Consider the following 26,437-nt stretch of genomic DNA (forward strand, 5'->3'; position numbering starts at 1 on the left):
TTTCGCCTCAACGATACATTCAATTCCCGTTGCCCGACTGCTTCGCTAACTCCGTCCGAAACGCCTGCTCCCGATCCGAAACATAAGCTTTATACCCCGCAGTATCGACAAACGCATTCGCATCGCCTGCCTTCATCCGCGCGAACTTCTCATTCATAGCGAAGAAGCCCGCATGCGCCCCCAGAAACACATCACACGGCAACGACTTCAACGTCCGAAACGTCAACTCATAGTCCTGCGCCATCGTTGGATAAACAGTGCTTTTCACCAGCTTGTATCCCGGATTCACATTCGGACCTCCAACAATCACCACGTTATAAGTCTTACCCGCCTGCCGTACCTTCATGGTCCAGGTAGTGCACCCCTTGGTATGCCCCGGCGTCAGGTGCGCGACCAGCACAACATCCCCAAGCCGAACCTCCTCCCCATCATGCAGCACGCGATCGACTTTCGTAGCGGGATACCAGTTCTCCGATCTTTTGCCATACTGAAAGTCTGCCTTCCCACCCGACTCCACCACCGGCACATCGCGATCCATCACCATATACTTCGCGCCCGTCAGCTCTTTCAGCAGCTTGCTTCCGCCACAGTGATCCCGATGCGCATGGCTGATCAGCAAAATCTTCACATCGCTGAACTTGAACCCCAACGCTTCGACACTCTTCTTGATCTGCGGAATGTCTCTCGGCACATCGCTATTGATCAGAATGTGTCCCTCCGGAGTCGTGATCAGATACGACGCCAGGTCTATGCCTCCCACGTAGTACACATTGCCGACGATACGAAAAGGCACATGGGGAGTGGTCCAATCAGCGGGATCCTGCGCAAAAAGACCGCAGACAAAGACGAAGGTCAGCAACAGGGAACGAACCAGCATAGCAAAGCATAACCTTCCACCTAACGACCGCCAACCCGCCGCGCTCGCGGAGAATTAACCTTTCCGGTACATCTCGTTTCACACAAAGAAAAGAGCGTCCGCCGCAAGACGGACGCTCATCAACGTGAAAACCAAACAATGAAAACTAAGCTGTCGCCCCTGCCGTTTTGCGGATCACCTGTGCCCCAAACCGCTCCATCTCCTCCGCTTGCGGACTAGACTGAAGCAACACCAGATCAACCCCCACCGCGGCAAACTCTTCCATCCGCTCCGACACCTGCTCCGGCGTCCCCACAAACCCGCACCGCAGCCCGCGATTCGAAACCGAATAGTCCTTCAGCGAGATCTCCGTCTGCAGATTCGAACCCGTAACCCACTGCTCATAGTTCGCATATCCACGCGCCGACTGCTTCACATCCGTAATCCGCTCCACCTCGCGCAGCGCCTCCGCCTCCGAGTCCCTCACAATCGCATACCCGGCCACGCCAAAGGTCATCGGCCCCAACCCCAGCTTCTCCCTTCGCTCACGCATATCGGCAATCTTCTTCCCCACGGCCTCGGGCGCATCGCCATGCATCAGGTAAGCATCGCACTTCGAGGCAATCAGGTTCTTCGCTGTCTCTGACTCACCGCCCGCATACAGCGTAGGCCGAGGCTTGCTCACCGGCTTGGGAGAAAGCACATTCTCCCGCACGTCGTAGTAGGAGCCTTTATAAGAAAATCCCTGCGTCTTCCAGCACCCATCCACAACATCAAGCCACTCCGACGTCCGCGCATAGCGGTCGTCATGCTCATCGAAGTGAACACCGTACTTGGTCGCCTCATCCTTCCACCAGCTCGACACCACATTCAGCGTCAGCCGTCCACGCGACATCTGGTCAACCGTAGCGGCCTGCTTCGCCAGCAGCGCCGGATTATGAAACGTAGGCCGCACCGCAACCATCAACTCCAATTTTTCCGTCACCGCAGCCAGCGCCGCTGTAGTCGACCACGCATCGAGCGAAGGAGCGTCCATACCCTTAATGTCGTTCAGATTCAATTCGGCAATCAGCGTCAGATCGTAGCCAATCGTCTCGGCCTTCTTCGCCAGGTCGCGCACATACTCCCAGCTCGCGGCCATCTTCTCGTCATCGACGTTGCGCAGCCAGCCGCCAAATACCGGCAACCAGAAACCATATCGCATCCCTACTTTTCCCGTTTGACTCACCGTCCCACCTCGGCAAGCTCCTGCACACCAGCGCGACGCTCATTGACGATCTTGGCCTCAGCCTCCAGCCAATCCGCCAGCTTCACAAACGGATTAAACCCAACCACCTTCGGCCCATCCGCGACAAAGTTCGAGAGCGCATTGATGTCGTAGTACATCCTCACTCCATCGCGATCATCGACCATAAACTCCACACCGCCCAACTCAATTCCCGCCGCGGCCATCAGTCGCTCCACCTCTTCAATCACATCAGGCGGCGCATCGAAGGCCTCCACCGCCAACCCATCCTTGGCCGCATCGATCGGGCAAGCCGCACGATCCAGCTCAACCCCCAGCGGTGTCTTGCAGATATCCGCCGGGCAAAGGTCAAACGTCTCGCCCGTAATATGTATCTTAATCGCGTACAAAAACTTTCCGTTCAACACCTCAACGCGAACGATATACGATCCACGCGCCGGAACAAACTCCTGCACCAACCCCGTCGAATCCATCCCTAGCGCCAGCCCGTCTTCGGTCGCCGAAGCCTCCGCCAGATGCTCCTTCGTCTGGAACTTCACCACGCCGCTTCCGCTGCCACCGATATTCGGCTTCACCACAACAGGGAAGCGCAACCCTTCCGCCGCCGCGCTAGCCTGCGAAGCCCGATGAATCACCCGCGCCTTCGGATACCCCAGCCCCAGCGCCTCAAGCATCGAAAGCTGCGCCGCCTTCGACAGCTCGCTCCGAAAAGCCCTGACGCCATTCACCACGCGAACGCCGCGCTTCTCCAGATGCTCCAAATACCCCAACGTATAAAAGATCTGATCTCCATGCCCACGATTCCACGCCGAGGGGCTCATCTTGTTCAGAACCACCGCGTACTTCTCCTCCGGATGATCCTCCGGCCCATAACTATGTTCCACCGCACTCAGCTTCACGTAGTTGGCACCACGACGATCCAGCTCCTCAAATAAAAGCTTGAACCAGATCGGCTGCTCATAATAGATCGCAATAGGCAAAGACTGACGGCTGGACATAATCTTCTTTCACATCCTCTTCAATGTTCGACTCGAGACTAATCGCTCGGTTACAACAGAGAGCCCAAACGGTAGCCTCTCGAATCTGATATCTCAATTTTAGATGAAGAAATTACCCGCGCGCTTCAAACTGAATGGCTCGGCGAATTGCAATCGCAAGTAATTCCTCTATTTAGTATTCAGAGGAAGATGGCGAAAGTACAGTGTGGAAATGGATATTGTCTATTTACTTTGGTATGTCCGTGAGCGGGAAAATGAAGAGGACACAGAACTCTTGATCGGGGTGTACCTGTCCGAAGCAAACGCGGCAGACGCTACTAGCCGATTGAATGCGCAGCCGGGGTTCGTTGACTATCCCGAAGGCTTTGAGATCCATACATACGGAGTCGGACAGGATCACTGGACTGAGGGTTTTGTGAGAATGGCGGAAGATCAAGTCTCCTAAACAAACCGTTTCCGACTGGCACCTGCGGAAAAAGAATTTAGCATGTTGTACCCTGAACCAGTCATGCAAGCCATCCAGATCCTCACCACCGGCTCCGCCGACGTCCTCACCTTCACCGAGCTTCCCACGCCAACCCCAGGCCCCGGCGAAGCTCTCATCCGCATCGAAGCCTCCGGCGTCAACTTCATCGACACCTACTTCCGCGAGGGCCGCTACCCCGCGAAACTCCCCTACACCCTCGGCCAGGAAGCCGCCGGCACCATCGTCTCTGTCGCCTCCGACGTCACCACCTTCAAGCCCGGTGATCGCGTAGCGTGGTGCCTCATCCCCGGCACCTACGCCCAGTTTGCCGTCGCTCCCGCAGCCCGTCTCGTAGCCATCCCCGATGGCGTCACCACCCAGCAAGCCGCCGCCGCGATCCTCCAGGGCATGACCGCCGACTATCTCCTCCGCGCCGCCTACCCCGTTCAGCCAGGCGACGAGGTCCTCATCCACGCAGGCGCAGGCGGCACCGGCCTCCTCTTCATCCAGATGGCGAAAGCCCTCGGCGCCCGTGTCTTCACCACCGTCTCCACCGAAGAAAAAGCCACCCTCGCCCGCGCAGCCGGGGCCGACGAGATCATCTTCTACACCCAGGAAGACTTCGCCGCAAAGGTCAAATCCCTGACCGGCAACAAAGGCCTTCCCGTCGTCTATGACTCAGTCGGCAAAACCACCTTCGAGCAGTCTCTCCAGTGCCTCCGCCCGCGTGGTGTCATGGTCCTCTTCGGCGGAGCCAGCGGAGCCGTCCCACCCTTCGATCTCATCCGCCTCTCCACCATGGGCTCCCTCTTCATCACTCGCCCCACCCTCAAGGATTACACCGCTACCCGCGCCGATCTCGAAACCCGCGCAAACGATGTCTTCGATGCAATCGCAAACGGCACACTAAGGCTCCGCGTCGAACACGTCTACCCACTCGCCGACGCCGCCCAGGCCCACCGTGATCTCGAGTCCCGTCGAACCACAGGCAAAATCCTCCTCATCCCCTGATAAGGCTGAAGCCAAAGCAGGAGGAGCAGATTATTCTGTCAGCAGGAGGCAACTCAATGCATTCGAAAGAGGCCATCCAACAACTCCTGTTCATCCTGATTCCCGCTCTCTTGTTTTCGTTGATCAACACCTTCGGCCCGCAAACGAAGAACTGATGTACACCGCCCACTTCGCCGCCGGCCTCGCAATTAAGTCACGAGCCCCAGCTGCTCCCGCCTGGGCTCTCATAACAGCCGCGTTCCTCCCTGATTTCTTCTGGATCGCCTTCGCACTTGCCGGCATCGAACCGACCTCCCCGCCACAAGCCTTCTTCGATGACTGGTCGCACTCCGCTTTGATGATCCTCGTGTGGTCCTCTCTGTTCGCAGCCATATTCTGGAAGAGAGGCTGGGAGGTAATGCTTCCAATCTGGGCCGCAGGATTGTCTCATCTGCTGCTCGACTTCCTGATTCACCCTGCTCGTCTCGCTCTTTATCCCCACTCAACCATCCACCTCGGCTGGAACCTGTGGACATTCGGCCAAAGAAAATTTTGGCTCGGCGCAAATATCTATTGGTGGATCGAACTCAGCTTCATCGTTCCATTCACTCTCGTCTACATATACGGTGCCAGGAAGCTCGGATTCGCCACAAACCTGATCGCGGCCTCGTGCGTAGCCCTCGCTGCACTCCATCTCATGGCACTTCTCTAGCCGCCGAGATTCGTAGGTGATCGATCGCGGCCACCTCATCTCCACCGTACAATTTCTTCATGTTCTGTGTGCATTCCCGTTCCGCGACGAAAAGACTTATCGCCCTCGTCGCGGCAGCTCTTCTTTCTCTACCTGCCCAAGCTGTAGTCGTCCGAGGTACCGTCACCACACCACTCGGCGCCCCTCTCGGCAACGCTCGTATTCAACTCGTACAGGGACAGCGCGTCATCGCCTTCACCATGTCTCTCATGGACGGAACCTACGAGATCCGCAGCTCCCTCTCCGGTCGCTTCGTCCTTCTCTCAGCAGAATCGCCATTCACACCCAGCATCAGCGACGCCTTCTACGGTGGCCGCACCTCTGTCGTCACCCGCGGCATCGTCATGGAGTACTCCAAGGTCACTCCACAGCTCGCCATCACCGCCTCCGGCATCTCCACGCCCATCGAGCAGGTCCCCGCCGCCATCACCCTCATCCCGCAAAAAGACCTCGATACCGAAGTCAATCTCCTCAACGGCTTCCGCCAGGTTTCCGGCACCAACGCCGTCCAGACAGGCCAGGCTGGCGGTCCCATCACCCTCTACGTACGCGGAGGCCCCCCCGACGCCAACAAAATCCTCATCGACACCATCCCAGCCACCGACATAGGCGGCAACTTCGATTTCAGCCGCGTCTCCACTACCTCTCTCAACGGTCCCGAGATCTATCGCGGCGCCAACAGCGCCCTCTACGGCACGGGCGCCGAAGCCTCCGTCGTCAACCTCGCCACCACCAGCAGCAACTTCCTCAGTCCCACCATCAACTACACCGGCGACGCCGGAAACTTCCGCACCTACCGCAACGAAGCCATCCTCTCCGGCGCCTTTAGCAGGCTCGACTACCAGGCCGCCTTCAGCCGCTTCAACACCTCCAACGCCCTCCCGCGGGATCAATACCATCTGATCACCAGCGCCGCCAACATCGGCTACAACATCCTCTCCAACACCTCCGCTCGCTTCACCATCCGCAACGCCGACTCCGCCGTCGGCCTCCCCCAGGCGCATGACATCTACGGCTTCTCCGCCTCCGGCAAACACGCCGACCAGGACCTCTACTCCGGCCTCACCATCGAAAACGTACTAGGAGGGAACTGGCACAACCTTGCGCGTTACGGCATCGCCCGCAAGCGCGAACAAGAGCAGCAGTTCGACCAATCCACCACAGTTATCGACGGAATCACCGAACCCACCATCAACTACGGCAACATAGTCACCCTTCGCGGAGCGAACGGCTACACCGCCACCGGTCAGGCTGCCTTCATCTCTCCCACCCTCGACAACGTCCACAACCGTGACGAGTTCTACTACCAGACCGATTACATCTTTCCCTTCCGCATCGGCACCCTCTTCGGCTTCCATTACGAAGACGAGCGTGGCCGCCTCTACAACCCCACCAGCGGTTTCAACCAGCAGGCCGATCGCACCAACTATCAATACACCTTCCAACTCCACGGCGATCTCAACCATCGAGTCTTCTACTCCTTCGGCGGAGCCATCGAACGCAATCACCTCTACGGCACCGAAGGCACACCGCGTTTCGGCCTCACATACGTTATGGCCCCTCAAGGCAACGATTTCTTTCGCGGGACCGTCATTCGAGCCAACGGCGCCACCGGCGTTCAGGAGCCCACCCTCGAAGATCAATTCACCAGCCTCTCCACGCTTCTCGATCAGACCGGCAATCAATCCGCAATCGCCACCTACAACATCCGCCCAATCTCCGCCGAACGCTCCCGCACCTTCGACATCGGCGTCGACCAGAGCATCGTCGGTCAGAAGCTCATCCTCAAAGCCGATTACTTCCACAACCAGTTCAGCCATCAGCTCGAACGCCTCGCGCCCAACGGCCTCGAACAATTCTTCGGCATCCCCGCAAACATAGCTCTCCAAATACCCAGCGCCTCGCTAAACTCCCTCGCCTACATCGCCCGCGGCTATGAAGCCGAGCTGCAATACCAGCCACTCCCTCGCCTCTTCCTCCGAGGCGGCTACACCTACCTCGACTCTCAAGTCGAACAGTCCTTCACCTCCGACAACGTCACTCCCGCATTCAACCCCGAACTCCCCGGCATCCCCATCGGCGCTCTCTCGCCCATCATCGGCAACCGTCCCTTCCGCCTGCCCCCCGACACAGGCTTCTTCGCCGTCCAATACTCATCCAAGAAAATCTCCGCCTCTATCAGCGGCGCGTTAGCCAGCCGCAGCGACGACTCCACCTTCCAGCTCCACAACGATCGCAACGGCGGCAACACACTCCTGCTCCCCAACCGCGATCTCGACTTCGGCTATGCCAAACTAGACCTCAACATCCTCTACTACGCCACCCGCCACGTCACTGCCTTCACGCAGCTCGACAATCTTCTCAGCCAGCAACACATCGGCCCCATCGGCTATCCCGGCCTGCCCTTCACCATCCGAGCCGGAATGAAGATCCGTATCGGTGGTGGCAACTAAGTTTGTCTCTTCGGTGTTTCTATCTTGTATGTTCTTGCGCTCTCTGAATCACCGAGCCACGCTGCACCGTCTAATTCACCGAAGGGAAACAAAAATGACCCGATATCTGCTTGCACTTACTCTCCTCGCAGCAACGGCAGCAAACGCCCAGGAGGGCCTCACTGCCACCCAGGCTCTCGTCGCATTCGACTCGAAAAATCCCGTTAGCCCCGCCGCAAACAACCTCACGATCAAAGTAGACAACCGCGCCAGCCAACTCACCAACCTCACTGCCATTCCGCCCGGCGGTGCCCAGGTCGCGCTCCTCATCGACGACGGCCTGCGCACCAGCGTCGCACGCGAGATGAACAACCTGCGTGCCTTCATCACCGGCCTCCCCCCAGGCACCGAAGTCTACGTCGGCTACATGCAGAACGGTACAGTCTTCCCCGGCACAGGCGCCTCAGGCTTCACCTCCAATCTCGCAGCCGTTGCCCAGGGAATCCGCATTCCCAGCGGCATTCCCGGCTCTAGCGCCAGCCCTTACTTCTGTCTCTCTGAGTTCGTAAAGAACTGGCCCGGTCGCGCCGAGAATGAGATCAACCCCGTTCAGCGTAGCGAAGGCCCCACCCACAAGCCACGCTTCGTCCTCATGATCACCAACGGCGTCGACCCCTACAACGGCAGCACCAGCCCGCTTAATCAGAACAGCCCCTACGTCGACGCCACGGTCACCGACGCGCAGCGCGCAGGCGTCCCCGTCTACTCCATCTTCTTCAACGATGCCGGATTCGGTCGTGGCCGCGGCAGCTTCAGCGGACAAAATTACCTGGCTGAACTAGCAGAGGGAACCGGCGGCCTCTCCCTCTACCAAAGCACCGGCCAGAACCCCGTCTCCATGGCGCCGTACCTCAAACAGTTTCAGAACGACATCGCGAATACCTACGTCGCCACCTTCTCTGCAGACTCCAACAAGAAACTCGTCGGTTTGAAAACCTCAACCGATCTGCCGAAGACCAAGCTTCGTGCCCCCTCTCAAGTACGTCCAGGAACCATCGTTTCGAACTAATCCACAAACATCTCACCACGGACGGCGGCTCCTCAAGAGGAGCCGCCGTCTGCGGATTGAGAATTACTCCCGTTATGACGAGTTGTCGTTACAAATCAGACTCGATAAGTGACTCAGCGATTTATACTAAGCATCCGAGCGACACTGCTGCACGGAAGCCTGTTTATGCGAGCGAGGTTCGAAATTTGCACAAAAATTGCCCTATATTGAAGCTACCGATAGGGCCGCTCCACCTCGAAGAGGGAATTACTCTGTTGAAACGTTCCTCTCGGGGAGTATTCTGCTGAGCAGCTTCGTGAATGCTTAGGTTTCGCGGTTGGCCCATCCAGCCAAGCTGTTTGAATGTTTCACTCTCCCAATGCCAATCGAATCGTCAGTTCATCGCAAAACCGAAAGTAATCCAGAAAGCCTGATACGCAGCACAGGCCGAATGGCTGAGTTGATCCAGGCTCATGACTGGAGTGCAACTCCGCTTGGACCGATCGAAGATTGGTCCGAAGCCCTCCTCTTATCGACCAACCTCATGCTTTCATGCGCTTTTCCCTCGCTGATTTTCTGGGGTAGGGAGTTGGTACAGCTTTACAACGATGCTTTTATTCCCCTTCTCGCCGAGAGACATCCCTCGGGGCTGGGACAAACGGCCCAGGAGTGCTGGTGGGACGCTTGGCATATCGTCGGCCCAAACCTGAAACGCGTCATGCATGATGGAGAGACGGTATCGCACGAAAACGCCGTCGTCCCGATCCTCCGAGATGGGAGACTGCAGGATATCCGGTGGACCTACAGCTACAGTCCGATCTTCGGGGCAGGCGGCGACGCGCTCGGTGTACTCGTAGTTTGCCAGGATATTACTCGTGAAATGACCGCTGCACAGCAACTTCAGGAGAGCGGCGAGAGGACGCGAGAGAGTGCCAAACGTCTTGGCGAACTCGCAGCGATCGTCGCATCCTCCGACGATGTCATTGTGAGCAAAGACCTAAACGGTACTATCACGAGCTGGAACGATGCTGCGACACGGGTCTTCGGTTACTCAGCGGACGAGATGATCGGAACTTCGATTCTTAAACTGATTCCAGAGCACCTTCACTCGGACGAAAAGACGATCATCGAAAGCGTTCGCGCTGGGCGACGGGTCGAACACTTCGAAACAGTCCGGCTCACCAAGGATGGAAGGCTTGTTGAGGTGTCGCTTACAGTCTCGCCGATCAAGGATGAAGAGGGCACGGTGATTGGAGCATCCAAGATCCTTCGTGATGTTTCAAGCCGCAAGCGAATGGAGAAATCCCTTCTGCAAGCGGAGAAAATGGCCGCAACGGGGCGCATGGCCGCGACGATTGCGCATGAGGTCAACAATCCACTTGCAGCGGTAATGAACCTGCTCTATCTGCTGCGAACAAAGATCACAGATGACGAAGGCCGCAACTTTCTGGCGACCGCGGAAGAAGAACTCGGACGTGTGTCCCATATCGCCAAGCAAACTCTGGGGTACTATCGCGAGCATGCCGCGGCTAGCCTGGCGTCTGTCAGTGAAATCGTAGAGCATGCGCTCACCATCTACGAACCGCGCTGTACCGCAGTCGACATTGCCGTCAGGAGATCAATCGATCCTTCGACCAAGATCGTGCTTCGCCGGGGCGAGATAATGCAAGTAGTCTCTAACCTGATTGCAAACTCAATCTATGCTATGCCAAGGGGTGGAACGCTCTCGCTTTCCGTTAGTGATGCTTCGAGTACGGGAGACGGGGTTGTCCTGATTGTTGAAGACGATGGAGTAGGAATTGCCCCGACGGATTTGCCGAAGGTTTTCGACGCCTTCTTCACGACACGGGCTACGGTCGGCACAGGAATTGGACTGTTCGTCGCAAAGCAATTCGTCGAAGGGCACGGGGGGCGAATTAGCATTGAGAGCATCTGTGAATCGGATCGGCACGGCACAACCATCCGCATCTTCCTGCCACTTCACACAACCTACGAATCATCCGAAAGATAGCTGCGCTAACCCTCAAGGTCCCGCACGCAATGAGTAACGATAAATGCTCTTTCCGTCAGTTATTCCGGGATGGTCTGCATACCGGAAGTTCCACAGGGGCGAGCTGGTCCGCGAAAAGATCCACCGCTAAACCCGCTCAATCCAGATCGAAGAAAACGTATTGGGCTCTTCGTCGATCCCCCGATACCCCGGCGCAACCGTCCGCAGAAACGCCTCATCATGATGGCGAATCAACGGAGTCGACAACGTCACCGAAAACTGGCTGTTCCCGCAAAGCAGCGCATGCAGCAGCATCGACTCGTTCCACCACATCGGCCAGACACTCTTATAGACCCAGTACTCCGCAGGATAAGGACCGTGATACGGAAACGGAATATCGTGAATATGAATCAGCGGGCCCGAATGCAAAGCCGGCAGCACCTCAAGAAACAGGAACGGCACATCCCCATCCACCCGAACAATGTGGCTCGAGTCGATAAACAGCACATCGTCCTTGCCGAGCGAAGTAAACACCTCTAACCCCACATCCTGCACCTCCTGCTGCAGGACGCTAATCCCGGGGAGCGTCTTCAGAGCAGCAAATGGATGAGGCTCGATGCACGTAATCTTCATCGGATAGCCCTCACGCGCGTTCTTCATCGCTGCAAGGCTCGCATAGTAGGTCGACAGCCCCGAACCAACCTCGACATACTGCGCAGGCTTCCTCGCCCGCAGCATCGCATACAGAACCTCCGCATCGAACCTCGGATACCCAGGCCCGAACCCAAGCTGTAGCGCTTCTTCATACGAGGTGAATATCTCGGAAAATTCGCCGAGATAGCGGCCCAGCAGATCCGCCAGCTTCGTTTTCATCCTCTCCAGGTCGTACTCCACACCCAGCAGCGAACTCGGCCCGCTCCAACGTCTCTTCGTAGACTTCAGTGCTTCGCGCGACGGCAGCGGGGAGTAGTAGTCGCTCTTCCGCGCCACCACAAATCCGCACCGGTCCATCGTCCACTGAAACGCACGTGCAGGAGAACTCTTAACGGAACGAAGCCCTCCATACAAACTCTTCGGTAGAGTCGCCCTCAACAACGTTCTGACTGGCATCTCCTGTGGCATTTGTGACAAGCCTTCCCCGTGACTATGGGAACAAGAGAAAACTATCACTCCCCCGACCCTGGTCTTGTCACACCGTCGTCAGCCAATCGTCAAATCTTCGTCCGAACCCAACCCAGGCCAGTCGGTGGTACTCTCCGCAACGCCAATAGTCTCCACTTTCAAGAAAAATCAAAATTTCCACAGAAAAGTTCCATTCATGTGGCGTATTTTTTGACACCGAAAAACATGCGTCCAAAACACCACGTTTACCATGCAAAACACCACAACTTCACCATCGAAAAACCACGTTCAAAACCACGTTTTTTCCAAAATACCCCTCAAAACTCCAACAAAAACAGCAAAGCCCCGGTGCGCACCGGGGCTCCACTTTTTTTCTTGAAACAACTTCTTAGTACATGCCGTCCATACCGCCGCCGCCATGCTGATGACCGCCGCCGCCGGCTTCCTTCTTCTCCGGGATATCCGAGATCATCGCCTCGGTGGTCAACATCAACCCAGCAATCGAAGCCGCGTTCTGCAGTGCAGTGCGCGTTACCTTGGTCGGATCGATTACGCCAGCCTTCACCAGGTCCTCGTAGGCGCCAGTCGCGGCGTTGTAGCCGTAGTTGGCCTCCTTCGATTCGTGGATCTTGCCGATCACGACTGCGCCCTCTTCGCCAGCGTTTGAGACGATCATGCGCAAGGGCTCCTCGATCGCGCGCCGGATGATCGTTGCACCGATCTTCTCGTCGCCTTCAAGGCTCTTGATCACCGTATCAACCGCAGCCGTGCAGCGAATGAACGCCACACCGCCGCCCGGGACGATACCTTCCTCAACCGCAGCGCGAGTAGCATGCATCGCATCCTCGACACGAGCCTTCTTTTCCTTCATCTCGGTCTCGGTCGCCGCACCCACCTTGATCACTGCAACGCCGCCAACCAGCTTGGCCAAACGCTCCTGCAGCTTCTCACGGTCGTAGTCGGAGGTGGTCTTGTCGATCTGTGCGCGAATCTCCTTCACGCGGCCTTCGACATCGCCATCCTTACCGCCGCCATCAACGATGGTGGTGTTGTCCTTGTCGATCGTCACGCGCTTCGCAGTGCCGAGGTCTTCGATCTTCACGCCCTCGAGCTTGATGCCGAGGTCTTCCGTGATCGCCTTGCCACCGGTCAGAATCGCGATATCCTGCAGCATCGCCTTGCGACGATCGCCGAAACCAGGAGCCTTCACAGCCGCAACATTCAAAGTGCCACGGAGCTTGTTCACGACGAGAGTTGCAAGCGCCTCACCGTCCACATCCTCAGCAATGATGACGAGGGGCTTGGCGGTGCGTGCAATCTGCTCGAGCAGGGGCAGCAGGTCCTTCATCGACGAAATCTTCTTCTCGTAGATCAGGATGTAGGGATTCTCCTGGGCAACTTCCATCCGCTCTGCGTCGGTTACGAAGTAAGGCGAAAGATAGCCACGATCGAACTGCATGCCCTCTACGACATCCAGCTGAGTCTCCATCGTGCGCGACTCTTCAACGGTGATGACGCCATCCTTGCCAACCTTCTTCATCGCCTCCGCGATGATCACGCCGATCTGAGAGTCAGAGTTTGCCGAGATGGTCCCGACCTGGGCGATCATATCGCCCGAGACAGGCTTCGATAGCTTGCTCAGTTCTCCGCCAACCGGAGCGCCGTTCTCATCGCGCTTGCCGATGATGGCCTCGACAGCCTTGTCAATACCACGTTTGAGCGCCATCGGGTTCGCTCCGGCAGCAACTGTCTTCACACCCTCGCGATAGATCGCCTGGGCGAGAACAGTTGCAGTGGTGGTGCCATCGCCGGCAACATCCGAAGTCTTCGAAGCAACTTCGCGAACCATCTGCGCGCCCATGTTTTCGAGCGAATTCGCGAGCTCGATCTCCTTGGCAACGGTCACGCCGTCCTTGGTGATCGTCGGCGAACCGAACTTCTTCTCGATAACGACATTGCGACCCTTAGGTCCAAGCGTCACCTTCACTGCGTCGGCCAAAATATTGACACCACGCAGGATAGCTTGACGCGAATCTTCTCCATGCAGAATCTGTTTTGCCATTGTCTTACTCCTGTTTTCAGCTAGAGCTGATCAAATATGTTGATATTGCGACGTTCCGTTTTCGCGCCGGAGCATGTTTCGTCTCGACGCGCAGTCGCTACTTCTTGAGGATGCCGAGAACTTCCTCTTCGCGCATAATCAGCAGCTCTTCGCCGTCGATCTTGATCTCGGTACCCGAATACTTACCGAACAGAATGCTGTCGCCGGCCTTCACATCCAGCGGAAATACCTTACCTTCGTCGTTCGACTTGCCCTTGCCGACAGAGATCACCTCGCCCTGCTGCGGCTTCTCTTTTGCCGAATCCGGGATGATGATCCCGCCTCGAATGCTTTCGCCCTCTTCAATGCGCCGAACCAGAATCCGGTCGTGCAGCGGTGTAAACGATGTTGTCGCCATTGCTTTACATCTCCTTAGTGCGATTTGGCGAACGGCAAGCCGTCCGCGATTGTTGAGCGCAGCATCGGCCGTCAACCGCTGGCCGCAGCCGCAAATAAATGAATGGAACAGGCTACAGGGCCCGGCTTACAAGCAAACCAGAGAGCTGTTAGCACTCAAGCCTTCCGATTGCTAACGATAGTCAGGCCGCCTCTTGTTGTCAACCTGAATACGTGAAATGTGAGTGAAACTCGCGCAAGCCTCGCCCAGACTCTCCCGTCTGGGACCTATCCCCACAATCCAAGCTCAAAAGTCGTAAAATGAGCCCATGTCGTCACGTCGCACCGTCTGGTCTCTCTCGTGTCTCGTTCTCTTGCTGGCCTTCGCAACCTGTCTCCCGACTAAGGCTCAGGATCAGGACGCTCCCGTAAAGCGCGGCCGCAAGTATAAAGCTCCCCCGGCCACCTCGCACATCGAGGTCACTGTCCTCAAGAAGTTCAACGGCAAGCCCATCATGAATGCCGCGGTCGTCTTCAACCCCTCCATGGACGGCAAGGACGAGGGCAACCTCGAAGTCAAAACCGACCCCGACGGCAAAGCGACCATCGACGTTATCCCCACCGGCAGCACCGTCCGCGTTCAGGTCATCGCTCCCGGTTTTGCCACCTTTGCCGAGGAGTATCAGGTGAACGATCCCACCAAAGAGATCTCCATCGCCATGGTCCGCCCAAAGGAACAGATCTCCTCCTATGTGAACAATGAGGGCAAAGACGCCACCAGAAAGCCGGGCGTCCAGGAGCCAGTCAGACCGACCACGCCTGCCGCCAAGCCGGCACCCAGTACTCCCCCTGCAACTTCGCAGCAGCCTGCGACTCCGAACTCAACACCCCAGCAATAACGGAAAGTAGCAAGAAGGAGTTTATGGACAGGCTGCTAAAAGGAAAGACTGTGCTCGTAACCGGAGCGGCTAAGCGCATTGGCCGTTCCATTGCCTTGGCCCTTGCCGAACGCGGCGCGGATGTGGTGATCACCTATCTCGCCTCCCAGGCCGAAGCCGAGCAGACGGTGCACGCACTCGCGGCCCACGACGTCGACGCACTCGCTATCCGATGCGACCTCCGCAACCCCGAAGATATCGAGCAAACAGTCTCCACCGTCATCAACGACTTCGGACGCATCGACCTTCTCGTCAACAACGCAGGCATCTTCGCATCCGAGGCCCTTGAAGAGATCTCGGCCGATCAATGGGACGCGATGTTCACCACCAACACCCGCGCACCTTTTCTCATGGCCCAAGCCGCATACGCCCATCTTCGCGCCGTCAAAGGACGGATCCTGAACATCGGCTCGCTGGGCGGCCTGCACCCCTGGGCCACGCATGCCCACTACTGCACCTCGAAGGCTGCTCTGCACATGCTCTCGCAGACAATGGCCAAGGCCTGGGCCCCAGAGATCAGCGTCAACTGCATCGCTCCCGGGATGATCGTTCAGGGAGAGGTCGACGAGGCCTACGAGCACCTGGCGCGCAAGACCCCGATGCAGCGCAACGGCACTGCGGACGACGTAGCTGCGGCCGCCATCTTCTTCGCAACCGCGCCGCACTTCATCACTGGCCAACTCCTCGCCGTCGACGGTGGACTGGGCCTGTAGCGTCAGTATCTAAACGCCCAGCACCCTGCGCCACCAGCTCTTCTCCTCGAACTCTTTGTAGAGCTTCAGCGGCTCCAACTGCGGAGGCATCGGCTTGCCCAGAAACACGGCCAGAGGATTGGACACGCACAGTAGGTGCGCGTAGTCCGGGCCATACTTGTTAGCTACTAGCTCGAGCGCCTCCCGCATCTTCGGAACGCGCGAGGTTGTATTGTGCGCATCGGTCGCTAGAAAATGCACCCACCGGTTCTCCAGTAGCTCATGCGCCATCCGCTCGGCGCGCTTGCCCATTCGTCCCAGCACCGAGCCTGCCGTGACCTGCACCAACACGCCACGCTGCAGCCATTCTGCGACTCTGGACTCGTCGCTCTGCAGCGTAGGGTTCCTCTCCGGATGCGTCAAAATTGGAGTTAGTCCCGCAAGCTGCAGTTGGTAGAAGATCTCAGTAAGCCCTCGAGGCAATCCGTAGTCCGGAACCTCGACCAGCAGATATCCCAGTCCATTGATGCTGAACTTCTTCGGGTCCAGCTTGGCTTCCTGAATATTTTCGTACGACATGTGGAAGTCGCATCCACGGCCTAGCTTCAGGCCCACCGCGTCACGATCGAGGATGCCCTGCAGCTCAGCAATCTTTGCGTCGATGTCAGCAGGGTCGTAGAAGTATTGCCCGTTCGAATGCGGCGTACAGGCGATATGAGTTATCCCATCCGCCGCAGCCATCTTCGCCATGGCCACCGAGGTCTCGAGGCTTGAAGCACCATCGTCCATGCCCCACAGAAGGTGATGGTGAATGTCAATCATTGCGTAGCTAGGTTACACCACGTCAGTTTGGCCGCACTCTATCGAGCCGAAGCCAACGACTCCGCCATGGCCTGAAATAGCAACAGACCATCGGACGAGCCAAGCAGCGCTTCGCTCGAACGGTCCGGATGTGGCATCAACCCCAGCACATTGCGGCCTTCGCTGAGCACGCCCGCGATGTTCTCAAGGGACCCATTCGGATTCGTCTGAGCCGTCACTGCGCCCTCGCGCGTCGCATAGCGAAACGCGATACGGTCTTCCTTTTTCAGTGCATCCAGTGTGCCTGCGTCACAGAAGTAGTTGCCTTCCATGTGCCCGATCGGCATCTGCAGCACCTGCCCGCGAGACAGTCCGTGCGTAAACGGCGAGTCGTTGGTTTCGGTGCGCAGAAACGTCTGCTTGCAGATGTAGTGCTGGCTGGCGTTGCGCATCAGCGCTCCCGGTAGGAGGCCTGCTTCGCAGAGGATTTGAAATCCGTTGCAGATTCCCATGACCAGACCGCCGTTTTGCGCGAACTTCTTCACGGATTGCATTACGGGCGCAAAGCGTGCAATGGCACCTGTTCTCAGGTAGTCGCCGTAGGCAAATCCGCCAGGAACGAGGATGGCGTCGCAGCCCTGCAGGTCCTCGGAGGCGTGCCAGAGGTAGGTTGCAGGCTGGTGCGCGATCGCATCGACTACATGGTGGGTGTCATGGTCGCAGTTGGACCCGGGGAAGACCAAAACGCCAAATTTCATACTTTAAGGATAGCATTCACTCGCCGAAGCTCGAAAAACGGGTGCGAATCCGGAAAAAATTATGGTTATGGTGGCGGGTGCGGTTTTACAGGGTGTTTGTTGTTTTCCACCGCGCAAGATGATGGTTTTTTTGTGGTGAGAACGTGGTGTTTTGCGTGGCTGACGTGGAGTTTTGGCACCACGTTTTTTGGGTGCTAAAAATACGCCATGTTTTCCGGATTTATTTTTAGAGGCAAAAACCCGCTGCGCGCGGGGCGGTCACTTCGTGACTTGTATACCCCTTCGGTTGGCTCTCCCGTTGGTCGCGATGAGATATCTTTCGCGGACTAACGGGAGGCCCTGGGTGAGGCCGGTTACGCTTCACGAAGTGACTTAGACCGGGGCGTAGATGGCAAAGCCGCGCGGCGGAGCAGGGAACTCGGAGTTGCCGTCTGCGTCGGTCGTCCGTTCATCTGGGTGCGCGGTGTCGTGGCCGTCCCAGGCGATTGGAGCGAACTTCTGGTTCGCCCACTTCGTTTTTACCGAGGTCCCCGACCACTTGTCGCCGAGGTTATTCAAGACATAGATCAGCCCCGGCTGGTCAACGCTGTCGTCCTTGAAGCCGACTCGCTGCATGATGTAGAGATCGGGATCGGCGTGGAGGATCTGAGAGTCGCCACCGGCGTATTTATGGTGTGCGTTGACCAAGGCGTCGATACCGTTTGGCGTTAGCGGTCGCGCCAGGCCGTTGTTGTAGTAGTCGTACCAGAAGATACTCGGGTAACCTTCATGCACCATGATGAACGAGTAGGCCATCATCTTGTCGTTGATGATCGCGTTGTCGCCCATGTCGTGGTTGTCGACGAAGGTGGCGGCGTGCATTGGCCGCTTCATCACGACGGCTCCTCCGTCGGTCAGGTTGCGCAGATCGTAGCTCGGCTTGTCGCAGACATCCTTCAGCTTGTAGCGAAGAGGGAAGTCGAAGGCTGCGATCTGGTTGTCTGTGATTCTGTTCACTCTTTCGAGCCACTTATCGATGTCTTCGGTGCCCGACCACATCTCGCCAACGACATAGGGCATGAAGTCTTTGCCGTCTTTGACGTAACGGTATTTCGATAGCAGGCCGATCATCCACGCGCCGAAGCCCTTTACGAAATCGAATCGGAAGCCGTCGAAGCCAAGCTCTTCGATGAGGAAGCGGGCGTACTCGAACATGGCGGTGTAGACGACGGGGTTGCGATGGCATAGGTGGGGGAAGCCTGCGAAGTTCTCGCCTTCGATCATCACCTGTTCATAGCGGCTGGGATGAAAACAGTTCCAGTCGCGAGGGAACTTTCCGCTCTTGGGGTTGAATTTTGTCCAACGCTTTTCGCCATCCAGGGGATTGACCTCTTCCTCGTCGGCGCCAGAGTTATGGTTGATGACCATGTCCGCATACAGCCCGATTCCGTTCTTGTGCGCCTTGGCGATCAGCGCTTCCAGTTCTGCGCGGTTGCCGTAGAAGGTCTTGGTGCCACCCTTCTGGTCGAAGTCGCCGAGGTCGAAGTAGTCGTAGGGGTCATAGCCCATCGAGGTGTGGTCGGAGGCTTTCGAGACCGGAGGAAGCCAGAGTGCGTTGAATCCTGTCTTGCCCAGATCTTCAACTTTTTCGGCGACGAAGTTCCACCATTCGCCTTCTTTTTTCTCCAGCTTGGGGGCATCCCAGTAAAACGCCTGCATCATGACAGCCATCTTGATCGTGCTCCATTGTTCGCCGTCCGCACGAGGGGCTTCATGGACCGGCAAAAATACCGCCAGCATGTTCGCATCGAAGGAAGTGGCTTGGTTTATAGTTCTGCTTCAGCAGGTCAGATGCGCGGAAGGATGCTCAGGTTGGTATGGACCTTCGAAACAACAATACGGGCACTCACCTGAAGACCGCCGGTGGAGCGCTGCTGAACTGGTGGCGTGCCGCTACGCTCGATGCACTCATCGTCGGCGTGTTGTGGTTGATCGGCCTCGAACTGATACGAGTTCCGTTCGCTCCGTTCTGGGCGATCCTTGGCGGCATCCTCCAGATTGTCCCGACGTTTGGGGGCATGATCGCACTGATCGGGCCGGTTCTAGCGGTAGCCTTTAGCGGACATGATGAGTGGCGGCTGGGTCTTGTGCTGGGACTTTACGGACTGATTGTGATTCTTGAGGGGCTGGTGATCGGGCCTTATGTGTTGCACCGTACGACGAAAGTGCCGTGGTGGGCGGCGTTTCTTGGACCTATTGTTCTGGGCATCCTCATCCCATTCTGGGGAGTGTTGCTAGCGCCCCCGCTGCTCGCGGTTATCTTCGCGTTTCGCAAGCCGAGTTCTTCCGTCTAGTCAGTTCGCCACAGACAGAAAAGCTATCGTCCGCTCGGAACGATAGCTTTTCTATTCCCGTCATGTTCTGGTGAGCCTGTTGCTTAGGCGCGTTTACGCAGTCTCCGAGATAGTGAACCTGCGAAACCAATCATCCCGGTGCCCAAAAGCAAGAGAGTACCTGGTTCTGGAGTCGGGGCAACGGAGACATTTACGCTGGTGCCCGAGAATGGTTCTCCGTAGGTATTGAGTCCAGTTCCGTTGAGAGCATCGCCTACACCGTAGGTCAGACCGAATCCGGGCACGACGCCGTTGCTCCACAGATCGACACCGTAGCCGCCTGCGACGTTGAAATACAGGCCATAGATATCGAGATATCCGCCGCCGAAGGGATATGGCGGCTCTGGGTCACCAGGCGCGGGAGGAGGACAGACTGCGGGGGAGTTTCCGCCGGGATAGAAGAGGTTATCAAACGAGTATGGAAGTCCCGCAGCGTCTCCGCCTGGGGGAAGAAAGGTGCCGTCCAGGTTGACGGTGGGCAGGGTTGTGCTCTGCACTCCCAGGATGGCGGCGTTTGAGACTCCGGCATTCGTATCGGTGAAGCTACCGGAGATACCGTTGATCTGATACGCGCCAGGTACGCCTGGGACTGCTGTTGGGGAATACGTGATTTCACCAGAGCCGCTCATACCACCGCCGCTGAATGAGAAAGAGTAGGAGTCAGCATAAGCAGCGGGCGTAACTGCAAGCGCAGAGACGCCGACGAGAGCCAAGACGATAATATTCCAACGAAATCCTTGATTAGCTCTATACAGAGCTGCGGTCATGGCTTTTGAGGCAGACGAAAAGTTCATGTTTCCTCCGATTGGATGCTTGGGGAATTCCTAAGAGTAGGACCGCATGAACTTACCTGCACTGTATGTGCAAAGAAAACGCAAAAATAAGGAAAACAATCTCTTACTGTGGGCAATGACAGGTGTTGGAGATGAGTATCTGGGCTTCGGCTCGTTCAGCCGCCTAATTTGTAACGTGTCTCTGCGAGTCGATAGAGTGGCCGCCAGACCAGCCGATTGATCGTAACCACCATGATCGCCATCACGATCGTCGCCAGCAGCAGAATCTGAAACTGTCCGCTGTCTGTCGCCGCACTGATGGTAGCTCCAAGCCCGACCGTCTGCAGCGTTTGATTCTTCAGCCGGAAGTACTCGGCGATAATGCTCGCATTCCACGCGCCGCCCGACGCGGTCACCATGCCTGTGATCAGGAACGGAAAGATTCCAGGCAAAATTACGGTCTTCCACTTCTGAATGGTCGTGAAGTGAAACAACGTCGCGACCTCCTTCAGATCGGAGGGGATCGCCATTGCGCCTGCGATCACGTTGAACAGGATGTACCACTGAGTGCCCAGAAGCATGAGAGCGATTGAGCCGATGTTCATGCCGCCGCCGATACGGATAAGAGCAAGGAGGATGACGGGAAAGAGCGCGGTGGCGGGAACGGATGCTGCAATCTGCGCGATGGGCTGAGCGATTCGTGCCAGTCGAGGATGAAACCCAATCGCAACGCCGGCTGGGATGGTCCACGCAGCAGCAATAATGAGCGACACATTCACTCGCAGGAAGGTGGCCATGGCGCCCTTTAGAATGCCGGCGAACTGGCTTCCATGTACCTCACGCAGCAGTGTCAACGCCTGCCAGGCCGCGTAGAGAACTGCAGCCGAGGCAATTAGTATGACAAGCCCGCGCAGCACGGTCGACAAGATTCCGTTCTTTGCCTTTCGTCGCACGGGCTTCGCAGCGTTTGTGTTTGCTCCGACGCCACGCTCTTCCGCAAGTCGTCGATACAGGCTTTCCTCTAAAGGAACAACCGTATACCGCCGCAGACTTTGCAGCCCGCGCGAGTGTTGGAACAGATGCAACATAGGCGAGTGCACTCGCGATGCGCTCTCTACCTGCTCAAATTTAAACTTGTCGCTCCATGCAATCACCGGCCGCCAGACGAGCTGATCGGTGGCGACGATGATCGCAACCATGGTCAACAATCCCCATGTGATTGCCATGTAGTTTCCGGTTCCAGCTGCGGTCTGCAGGTACGATCCAAGCCCAGGAAGCCGGAAGTCGCGCGTTCCCAGCACGAACATCTCGCATGCCATCAGGAAGAACCATCCACCCGCAACCGATACCATCGAGTTCCACACTAAGCCAATGGCTGCGTAGGGAAGCTCTAACTGGATCAACTTCTGCAGGCGCGAAAACTTGTAGATGTTTGCGGCTTCGGTAAGCTCTCGCGGGATGCTTTTGATCGAGGAGTAAAAGCTGAAGGCCATGTTCCACACCTGGCCGGTGAAGATCAGCACAATTGCGCCCATCTCGACGCCTATCTGTCGGGTGGGAAACAGAGCTACCATTGCCAGCATCACGCCAGGCAGAAAGCTGAGCACTGGAATCGACTGTAGAATGTCGAGTCCTGCGATCATCAACGGCTCCACGCGCTTGCTGTACGCGGCGATGTAGCCGTAGCCGATGGCGAAGATCAGGCTCAGTAGGTATGCGAGAAAGATGCGCACGACGGAATAGAACGCATATTGCGGCAGCGCGCGCGGGCTTTGCGAGATGACGATCTCCGGCTCAGGATGACCGAACCAATAACGTGCAATCACGACGACGCCGTAGAAGCACGCCAGGCCGATTCCGGCGACGCAGAGATCGAGAAACACAGGCCAGCTGCGCTGTAACACCTGCGAGCGGGCTAGCGTCTCCCTTCCGGGGATGTTGCTGAAGCTCTCCGGAAACTTCATCATGCATCGATCTCCGCGGTGGAGCTTGTGTCCGCGTCGTGATGCAGCTTCTCGGACTGAATGAAACGTCGTCGAGACGCATCGAAGTCGAAGATCTCTGCGTAGCGGCCCCAGTTGATCGCCGTTTCCAACTGACGAAGGGTCTCGTCTTCGCTGAACTGCTCGTCGAGCATGTCGTGGAAGAACTCCTCCGGCACGCTGCGGTCGCTCTTGGACTCGATCGCGCGCACGATCTGGCGCAGCAGCAGAACGTTCTCCACTGCGGCGCTGCGAAAGAGCTCTTTCTGGCGCAGGATCTCTGAGTTCGCATATTCGGCGCCAGTGGGAGTAATGGCAGCGTCGCCTTCTGTAACCGTCAGAAAGCCAAGCAGTTGCGCGGCGTCCACAATGGGCAGGAGATCGTCGATTTGGAATGCGAGATCATCGGCTAGGCGGTAGATGTCGTCCTTGCCGTTGTGGTCTAGCACTAGCTCAAGCAAACCTGCGATTCCACCGGGCCGCGCGTGCGGAAGCATCTGGTAGTGCATCTGCCTTTGATCGCGTACGGGCTTGCCGGTCGAGGTCTGCGGTAGCGCCGGTGGCTGTGCATCCGGCTGCGTCAGCACCTTGTAGATGTAGTCGACCAGTTGCGTGAAGGAGGTCGCCTTTCGGTCGCGTGGATGCGGAATTGCGACCTGGAAGTCGGTCCTCACGTGGCCGGGATTCCGACCGAGCACGATGATGCGATCGGCCAGCAAAACCGCCTCTTCGATGTTATGTGTAACGATGAAGATTGCTTGTGTCGGAATCGTTTTGTTTTGCCAGAGCTCCAGCAGTTCGCTGCGCAGATTCTCTGCCGTCAGCACATCCAAAGCGGAGAACGGCTCATCCATGAACAATACTTCAGGCTCAACAACCAGCGCGCGGGCGAAACCCACGCGCTGTCGCATGCCGCCCGACAGCTCCTTCGGATAAGCGGCCTGGAAGCCGTCCAGACCAACCGTATCGAGGATCTTGAGGCTGCGTTTTCGGCGCTCCGCCGGCTCCATGCCGCGCGCCTTCAGTGGCGCGTCGACATTCTCGAGCACCGTTAGCCACGGGAAGAGAGCGAAGCTTTGAAACACGATGGAAACGTTTACACTTGCCGTTGCAATTGGCTTTTCGTGCCAGTAAACTTCGCCGGCAGAAGGCGTCGATAAACCGGTCAACATTCGCAGAAGAGTAGATTTCCCAGAGCCTGACGGCCCAAGTAATGCAACGATCTCGCCGGCCCCGATCGACAGGTCTGTCGGCGAGATTACCTGAATGCGATTTTCGCTTGGTTGCGCGTAGTATTTTTCGACGCGTTCGGCACGTATGATGGCTGTCTGCATAGGAAATATGGTGGTACGGAAGCAGTCTGAGGATTTTTGTGGCGGTTTGTCAGACAACCACCTCTGCGCTCAGCGTATCATTACTGAGCGGGGAGAAATATCAATCTGCTGCCTGCGTACGTCAATTTAAAACTGAACCTTGAACCTTCTACTTTTGGGGAAACTTAGCATGGCAGATTTAACCTCTACCGCAACACCCAAGCCCAAGGTGCTGGTCGCTGACGACGAGCAGGTGATTGCGAATACTCTGGCAATAATCCTCAATCAGGCGGGCTTTGAAGCTCGCGCAGTCTTCAGCGGCGAGAAGGCCGTCGAGTCGCTTGAGAGCTTTAAACCCGACATGCTCATCAGCGACGTCATCATGACCGGTATGACCGGGATCGAAGCAGCAATCATCACCCGGAGCAAGCTGCCGAGTTGTAAGATCCTGCTCTTTTCAGGCCAGGCCGCTACTGCGGATCTGCTCGAAAAAGCTCGCGCGCAAGGGCACGAGTTCGAAATCCTCGCGAAGCCCGTCCACCCTACCGATCTTTTGGCAAAGTTGCGCGGCTAACTCTTCGGCCGCGTGATAAGAAACGACGAAAAGAGCGGGACCACTTCGGTCCTGCTTTCTTTTGCTAAAAAAACAAAATTACGGTTGCTCCTGGGTCGAAGAAGAAACAGGGAACTGACGTCGTTCCTTTACTTTGACAGCAGGCACCCCCGCATACACAGTCCAGGGCTCGAGAGTTCGCGTCGCAACCGATCCCAGCCCGAGGACAGCTCCCTCACCCACATTCACCCCAGGCGCCACTGACGCCCTCGCACAGACCCAGGCGTATGCCCCAATCTGCATCGCATAAGCGATCAGAGGGAACGCCGGGTCGTCATAGTCATGGGTCGCCGCGCAAACATACGCATCCTGAGACAGGATGGCGTGCGAACCGAGCGTCACCGGCGCGGGGTTGTAGATCTCGGCGCCGTCTCCGGCCGTCACTTGTTCGGCACAGATCAGGTTCCACGGAGCCCATACCTTCGAGCGCGGGTAGAAGTGACAGTTCGGCCCCATCTTCGCTCCGAACCGACGAAGAAGAAACGCACGCCAGGAATGTAACGGGCGTGGTGACGTTCTATACAAGATTGCCCAACACAGATTCCAGTTCAGTCGCCGCAGCCTGTCCTGCAACGAAAACGCCGGACGCAGATAGGGGTCCGCGGCTGTCTCCGCCGAGATATGCTCTGCCGCGTTGTAGTGAATCTGCTTCGGCATCGCCGCTTCCTACTCGGATTCCACTGCGGTGGGAGTGAGTACTGTAGCCGTTCCAAATAACCGGATGATCGCCTTCGCATTCTCGCGCATGTCATAACGGCGATGGAAACACTGATATGCCAGCTCAGCCATGCGTTGACGCTCGGCAACTGTCATACTGATCCAACCCCTAAGCAGCTTCAAGGTGCCATCGGGGGTGTCGAGTTCCATCAACCCCGCACCGTCCTCAGCAATCTCTTCGGCAATATTCACTTTATCGGCCAGCAGGACGGGTTTTCCGCAAGCCAGAGCCTCGGCAACCGCAATCCCAAAGTTCTCCTGGTGGGAAGGCAGGATGAAAGCCTCCGACCCGTAAAACGCTCCCCACTTCGCATCTCCGGTGACCATGCCCGGCCAGAAGACCCGGTCTTTGATCCCCAGGTTCGCGGCCGTCTGCTTCAACTTCGCGCTCCACTGCTGCTGGTCCGGTCCCGCCATCACGAGGTAAAGATCGGGGTCATCGGCTGCGACCTTCGCGAACGCGTCGATCAGCATATCGCAACCCTTCTTGCGATGAATCCGCCCGAGAAACACCAGATATCTCTTGCCCTTCGCTTCAGGGCACTTCGCAAAAAAAGCACGCCTCTGCACGTCAGGATCGCCCGTCGGACCGCTCGCACCGTACGGCACCACATAGCCATTCCAGCGATGCAGCCAGAAGCTTTGCTCCGCGAGCCGCTTCTCCGCCTTCGAAGTAAACAGCACCCGATACGCTCCGCGCAGGATCCAGTACTCCGCCGGTATCCAGTAGAGCCACTTCTTGATATGTTTCAGCGGAAACGCGTGTTTGAAGTAGGGATCGAGCATGCCATGCGTAAACACAACGTAGGGAGTGTTGCCCGCGAGCGTTCGCCACGCCGCATACCCGCAGTACTGCCAAAGTCCATTCACCACCACACCGTCAAAGCGATGACGATTTTCGCGCAGCCAGGGCAACAGCTTTGAGTTGAAGCCATACGTGGTACGCACCGGACCCAACGCGTGAACCGGAAATCCGACATCGTTCAGGTAAGGTGCTGACGGATCGTCCAGCGTTACCACCTCGCCGGTATAGCCGATCGGACCGTAGCTGAGCAGAACCCGAACCGACTCCGTAGGGCCGCCTGCCGCAGGGTTCAGTGTTCCAATGATGTGCAGAATCCGCATAAATCTTTGACTATCGA

General features: G+C 57.2%; 23 protein-coding genes. 9 read left to right on the forward strand and 14 right to left on the reverse strand.

All coding sequences use genetic code 11. From position 1 onward, the window contains the following. Positions 1–19: 19 nt before the first annotated feature. From bla to RBB77_RS11345, 3 genes are all read right to left on the reverse strand, one after another. Complete coding sequence (bla, locus tag RBB77_RS11335; RefSeq protein ID WP_353067460.1) at positions 20–877, reverse strand: subclass B3 metallo-beta-lactamase; 858 nt, start codon at positions 875–877, stop codon at positions 20–22. Positions 878–1,022: 145 nt separating this feature from the next. Then, positions 1,023–2,060, reverse strand: coding sequence for an LLM class flavin-dependent oxidoreductase (locus RBB77_RS11340; RefSeq protein ID WP_353067462.1), 1,038 nt, complete (start codon positions 2,058–2,060; stop codon positions 1,023–1,025). Positions 2,061–2,080: 20 nt separating this feature from the next. Further along, a complete protein-coding gene (locus RBB77_RS11345) occupies positions 2,081–3,100 on the reverse strand; it encodes an ATP-grasp domain-containing protein (protein WP_353067464.1) in 1,020 nt (339 codons plus the stop codon). 487 nt (positions 3,101–3,587) lie between these two features. Here RBB77_RS11345 and RBB77_RS11350 point away from each other — a divergent pair, with 487 nt between their 5' ends. From RBB77_RS11350 to RBB77_RS11370, 5 genes are all read left to right on the forward strand, one after another. After that, on the forward strand, positions 3,588–4,577 hold the full coding sequence (locus RBB77_RS11350; RefSeq protein WP_353067466.1) for a quinone oxidoreductase family protein: 990 nt from the start codon (positions 3,588–3,590) through the stop codon (positions 4,575–4,577). Positions 4,578–4,731: 154 nt separating this feature from the next. Then, complete coding sequence (locus RBB77_RS11355; RefSeq protein WP_353067468.1) at positions 4,732–5,268, forward strand: hypothetical protein; 537 nt, start codon at positions 4,732–4,734, stop codon at positions 5,266–5,268. Between the two features lie 68 nt (positions 5,269–5,336). After that, the gene (locus RBB77_RS11360) at positions 5,337–7,760 is read left to right on the forward strand and encodes a TonB-dependent receptor plug domain-containing protein (RefSeq protein WP_434557109.1); all 2,424 of its coding nucleotides are present in this window, start codon (positions 5,337–5,339) and stop codon (positions 7,758–7,760) included. 94 nt (positions 7,761–7,854) lie between these two features. After that, the gene (locus RBB77_RS11365; RefSeq protein WP_353067472.1) at positions 7,855–8,808 is read left to right on the forward strand and encodes a hypothetical protein; all 954 of its coding nucleotides are present in this window, start codon (positions 7,855–7,857) and stop codon (positions 8,806–8,808) included. Positions 8,809–9,238: 430 nt separating this feature from the next. Continuing rightward, positions 9,239–10,798 (forward strand): PAS domain S-box protein, encoded by a 1,560-nt coding sequence (locus tag RBB77_RS11370; RefSeq protein WP_353067475.1) that lies wholly within the window; start codon positions 9,239–9,241, stop codon positions 10,796–10,798. Between the two features lie 126 nt (positions 10,799–10,924). Here RBB77_RS11370 and RBB77_RS11375 read toward each other — a convergent pair whose 3' ends face one another. The 3 genes from RBB77_RS11375 to RBB77_RS11385 all read right to left on the reverse strand — a co-directional run bounded on the left by RBB77_RS11375 (position 10,925) and on the right by RBB77_RS11385 (position 14,358). Beyond that, positions 10,925–11,899, reverse strand: coding sequence for a class I SAM-dependent methyltransferase (locus tag RBB77_RS11375; protein WP_353067477.1), 975 nt, complete (start codon positions 11,897–11,899; stop codon positions 10,925–10,927). Positions 11,900–12,287: 388 nt separating this feature from the next. Beyond that, entirely contained in the window at positions 12,288–13,961 is a 1,674-nt protein-coding gene (gene groL / locus RBB77_RS11380) for a chaperonin GroEL (protein ID WP_353067479.1), read from the reverse strand. A gap of 97 nt (positions 13,962–14,058) precedes the next feature. Further along, positions 14,059–14,358, reverse strand: a complete 300-nt coding sequence (locus RBB77_RS11385; protein ID WP_020713919.1) for a co-chaperone GroES — start codon at positions 14,356–14,358, stop codon at positions 14,059–14,061. A 307-nt stretch (positions 14,359–14,665) separates the two neighbouring features. Between RBB77_RS11385 and RBB77_RS11390 the strand changes: the two genes are divergently transcribed. Together RBB77_RS11390 and RBB77_RS11395 are read left to right on the forward strand one after the other, a co-directional pair. Next, complete coding sequence (locus RBB77_RS11390; protein ID WP_353067481.1) at positions 14,666–15,235, forward strand: carboxypeptidase-like regulatory domain-containing protein; 570 nt, start codon at positions 14,666–14,668, stop codon at positions 15,233–15,235. A 23-nt stretch (positions 15,236–15,258) separates the two neighbouring features. Continuing rightward, the gene (locus RBB77_RS11395) at positions 15,259–15,987 is read left to right on the forward strand and encodes an SDR family NAD(P)-dependent oxidoreductase (RefSeq protein ID WP_353067483.1); all 729 of its coding nucleotides are present in this window, start codon (positions 15,259–15,261) and stop codon (positions 15,985–15,987) included. 9 nt (positions 15,988–15,996) lie between these two features. Here RBB77_RS11395 and RBB77_RS11400 read toward each other — a convergent pair whose 3' ends face one another. The 3 genes from RBB77_RS11400 to RBB77_RS11410 form a co-directional block, all read right to left on the reverse strand. Then, a complete protein-coding gene (locus RBB77_RS11400; RefSeq protein ID WP_353067485.1) occupies positions 15,997–16,788 on the reverse strand; it encodes a tyrosine-protein phosphatase in 792 nt (263 codons plus the stop codon). Between the two features lie 38 nt (positions 16,789–16,826). Next, positions 16,827–17,525, reverse strand: coding sequence for a phosphoribosylformylglycinamidine synthase subunit PurQ (gene purQ, locus RBB77_RS11405; RefSeq protein WP_353067487.1), 699 nt, complete (start codon positions 17,523–17,525; stop codon positions 16,827–16,829). Between the two features lie 372 nt (positions 17,526–17,897). Further along, positions 17,898–19,304, reverse strand: a complete 1,407-nt coding sequence (locus RBB77_RS11410; RefSeq protein ID WP_353067489.1) for an alpha-amylase domain-containing protein — start codon at positions 19,302–19,304, stop codon at positions 17,898–17,900. A gap of 77 nt (positions 19,305–19,381) precedes the next feature. Between RBB77_RS11410 and RBB77_RS11415 the strand changes: the two genes are divergently transcribed. Further along, a complete protein-coding gene (locus RBB77_RS11415) occupies positions 19,382–19,858 on the forward strand; it encodes an AI-2E family transporter (RefSeq protein WP_353067491.1) in 477 nt (158 codons plus the stop codon). An 83-nt stretch (positions 19,859–19,941) separates the two neighbouring features. Here the strand turns inward: RBB77_RS11415 and RBB77_RS11420 are convergent, their stop codons facing one another. The 3 genes from RBB77_RS11420 to RBB77_RS11430 all read right to left on the reverse strand — a co-directional run bounded on the left by RBB77_RS11420 (position 19,942) and on the right by RBB77_RS11430 (position 23,986). Further along, complete coding sequence (locus RBB77_RS11420) at positions 19,942–20,691, reverse strand: PEP-CTERM sorting domain-containing protein (RefSeq protein ID WP_353067493.1); 750 nt, start codon at positions 20,689–20,691, stop codon at positions 19,942–19,944. Positions 20,692–20,846: 155 nt separating this feature from the next. Continuing rightward, complete coding sequence (locus tag RBB77_RS11425; RefSeq protein ID WP_353067495.1) at positions 20,847–22,637, reverse strand: ABC transporter permease; 1,791 nt, start codon at positions 22,635–22,637, stop codon at positions 20,847–20,849. After that, complete coding sequence (locus RBB77_RS11430; RefSeq protein ID WP_353067497.1) at positions 22,634–23,986, reverse strand: ABC transporter ATP-binding protein; 1,353 nt, start codon at positions 23,984–23,986, stop codon at positions 22,634–22,636. Before RBB77_RS11430 ends, RBB77_RS11425 begins: the two co-directional genes overlap by 4 nt. Positions 23,987–24,155: 169 nt before the next feature. On the opposite strand from RBB77_RS11430, the gene RBB77_RS11435 reads away from it, so the two are divergent. Beyond that, the gene (locus RBB77_RS11435) at positions 24,156–24,539 is read left to right on the forward strand and encodes a response regulator (protein WP_183980255.1); all 384 of its coding nucleotides are present in this window, start codon (positions 24,156–24,158) and stop codon (positions 24,537–24,539) included. A 78-nt stretch (positions 24,540–24,617) separates the two neighbouring features. Here the strand turns inward: RBB77_RS11435 and RBB77_RS11440 are convergent, their stop codons facing one another. Both RBB77_RS11440 and RBB77_RS11445 read right to left on the reverse strand, forming a co-directional pair. After that, complete coding sequence (locus RBB77_RS11440; RefSeq protein WP_353067500.1) at positions 24,618–25,235, reverse strand: putative colanic acid biosynthesis acetyltransferase; 618 nt, start codon at positions 25,233–25,235, stop codon at positions 24,618–24,620. Between the two features lie 9 nt (positions 25,236–25,244). Beyond that, positions 25,245–26,420, reverse strand: a complete 1,176-nt coding sequence (locus RBB77_RS11445) for a glycosyltransferase (RefSeq protein WP_353067502.1) — start codon at positions 26,418–26,420, stop codon at positions 25,245–25,247. Positions 26,421–26,437 lie beyond the last annotated feature (17 nt).

Source organism: Tunturibacter psychrotolerans, assembly GCF_040359615.1.
Taxonomy (GTDB): Bacteria; Acidobacteriota; Terriglobia; order Terriglobales; family Acidobacteriaceae; genus Edaphobacter; species Edaphobacter psychrotolerans.

Excerpts from the sequence above, each read along its gene's own strand:
- bla (WP_353067460.1), bottom strand. The coding sequence starts at position 877 with ATGCTGGTTCGTTCCCTGTTGCTGACCTTCGTCTTTGTCTGCGGTCTT.
- RBB77_RS11340 (WP_353067462.1), bottom strand. The coding sequence starts at position 2,060 with ATGCGATATGGTTTCTGGTTGCCGGTATTTGGCGGCTGGCTGCGCAAC.
- RBB77_RS11345 (WP_353067464.1), bottom strand. The coding sequence starts at position 3,100 with ATGTCCAGCCGTCAGTCTTTGCCTATTGCGATCTATTATGAGCAGCCG.
- RBB77_RS11350 (WP_353067466.1), top strand. The coding sequence starts at position 3,588 with ATGTTGTACCCTGAACCAGTCATGCAAGCCATCCAGATCCTCACCACC.
- RBB77_RS11355 (WP_353067468.1), top strand. The coding sequence starts at position 4,732 with ATGTACACCGCCCACTTCGCCGCCGGCCTCGCAATTAAGTCACGAGCC.
- RBB77_RS11365 (WP_353067472.1), top strand. The coding sequence starts at position 7,855 with ATGACCCGATATCTGCTTGCACTTACTCTCCTCGCAGCAACGGCAGCA.
- RBB77_RS11370 (WP_353067475.1), top strand. The coding sequence starts at position 9,239 with ATGGCTGAGTTGATCCAGGCTCATGACTGGAGTGCAACTCCGCTTGGA.
- RBB77_RS11375 (WP_353067477.1), bottom strand. The coding sequence starts at position 11,899 with ATGCCACAGGAGATGCCAGTCAGAACGTTGTTGAGGGCGACTCTACCG.
- groL (WP_353067479.1), bottom strand. The coding sequence starts at position 13,961 with ATGGCAAAACAGATTCTGCATGGAGAAGATTCGCGTCAAGCTATCCTG.
- RBB77_RS11385 (WP_020713919.1), bottom strand. The coding sequence starts at position 14,358 with ATGGCGACAACATCGTTTACACCGCTGCACGACCGGATTCTGGTTCGG.
- RBB77_RS11390 (WP_353067481.1), top strand. The coding sequence starts at position 14,666 with ATGTCGTCACGTCGCACCGTCTGGTCTCTCTCGTGTCTCGTTCTCTTG.
- RBB77_RS11395 (WP_353067483.1), top strand. The coding sequence starts at position 15,259 with ATGGACAGGCTGCTAAAAGGAAAGACTGTGCTCGTAACCGGAGCGGCT.
- RBB77_RS11400 (WP_353067485.1), bottom strand. The coding sequence starts at position 16,788 with ATGATTGACATTCACCATCACCTTCTGTGGGGCATGGACGATGGTGCT.
- purQ (WP_353067487.1), bottom strand. The coding sequence starts at position 17,525 with ATGAAATTTGGCGTTTTGGTCTTCCCCGGGTCCAACTGCGACCATGAC.
- RBB77_RS11410 (WP_353067489.1), bottom strand. The coding sequence starts at position 19,304 with ATGCTGGCGGTATTTTTGCCGGTCCATGAAGCCCCTCGTGCGGACGGC.
- RBB77_RS11415 (WP_353067491.1), top strand. The coding sequence starts at position 19,382 with ATGGACCTTCGAAACAACAATACGGGCACTCACCTGAAGACCGCCGGT.
- RBB77_RS11420 (WP_353067493.1), bottom strand. The coding sequence starts at position 20,691 with ATGAACTTTTCGTCTGCCTCAAAAGCCATGACCGCAGCTCTGTATAGA.
- RBB77_RS11425 (WP_353067495.1), bottom strand. The coding sequence starts at position 22,637 with ATGATGAAGTTTCCGGAGAGCTTCAGCAACATCCCCGGAAGGGAGACG.
- RBB77_RS11430 (WP_353067497.1), bottom strand. The coding sequence starts at position 23,986 with ATGCAGACAGCCATCATACGTGCCGAACGCGTCGAAAAATACTACGCG.
- RBB77_RS11435 (WP_183980255.1), top strand. The coding sequence starts at position 24,156 with ATGGCAGATTTAACCTCTACCGCAACACCCAAGCCCAAGGTGCTGGTC.
- RBB77_RS11440 (WP_353067500.1), bottom strand. The coding sequence starts at position 25,235 with ATGCCGAAGCAGATTCACTACAACGCGGCAGAGCATATCTCGGCGGAG.
- RBB77_RS11445 (WP_353067502.1), bottom strand. The coding sequence starts at position 26,420 with ATGCGGATTCTGCACATCATTGGAACACTGAACCCTGCGGCAGGCGGC.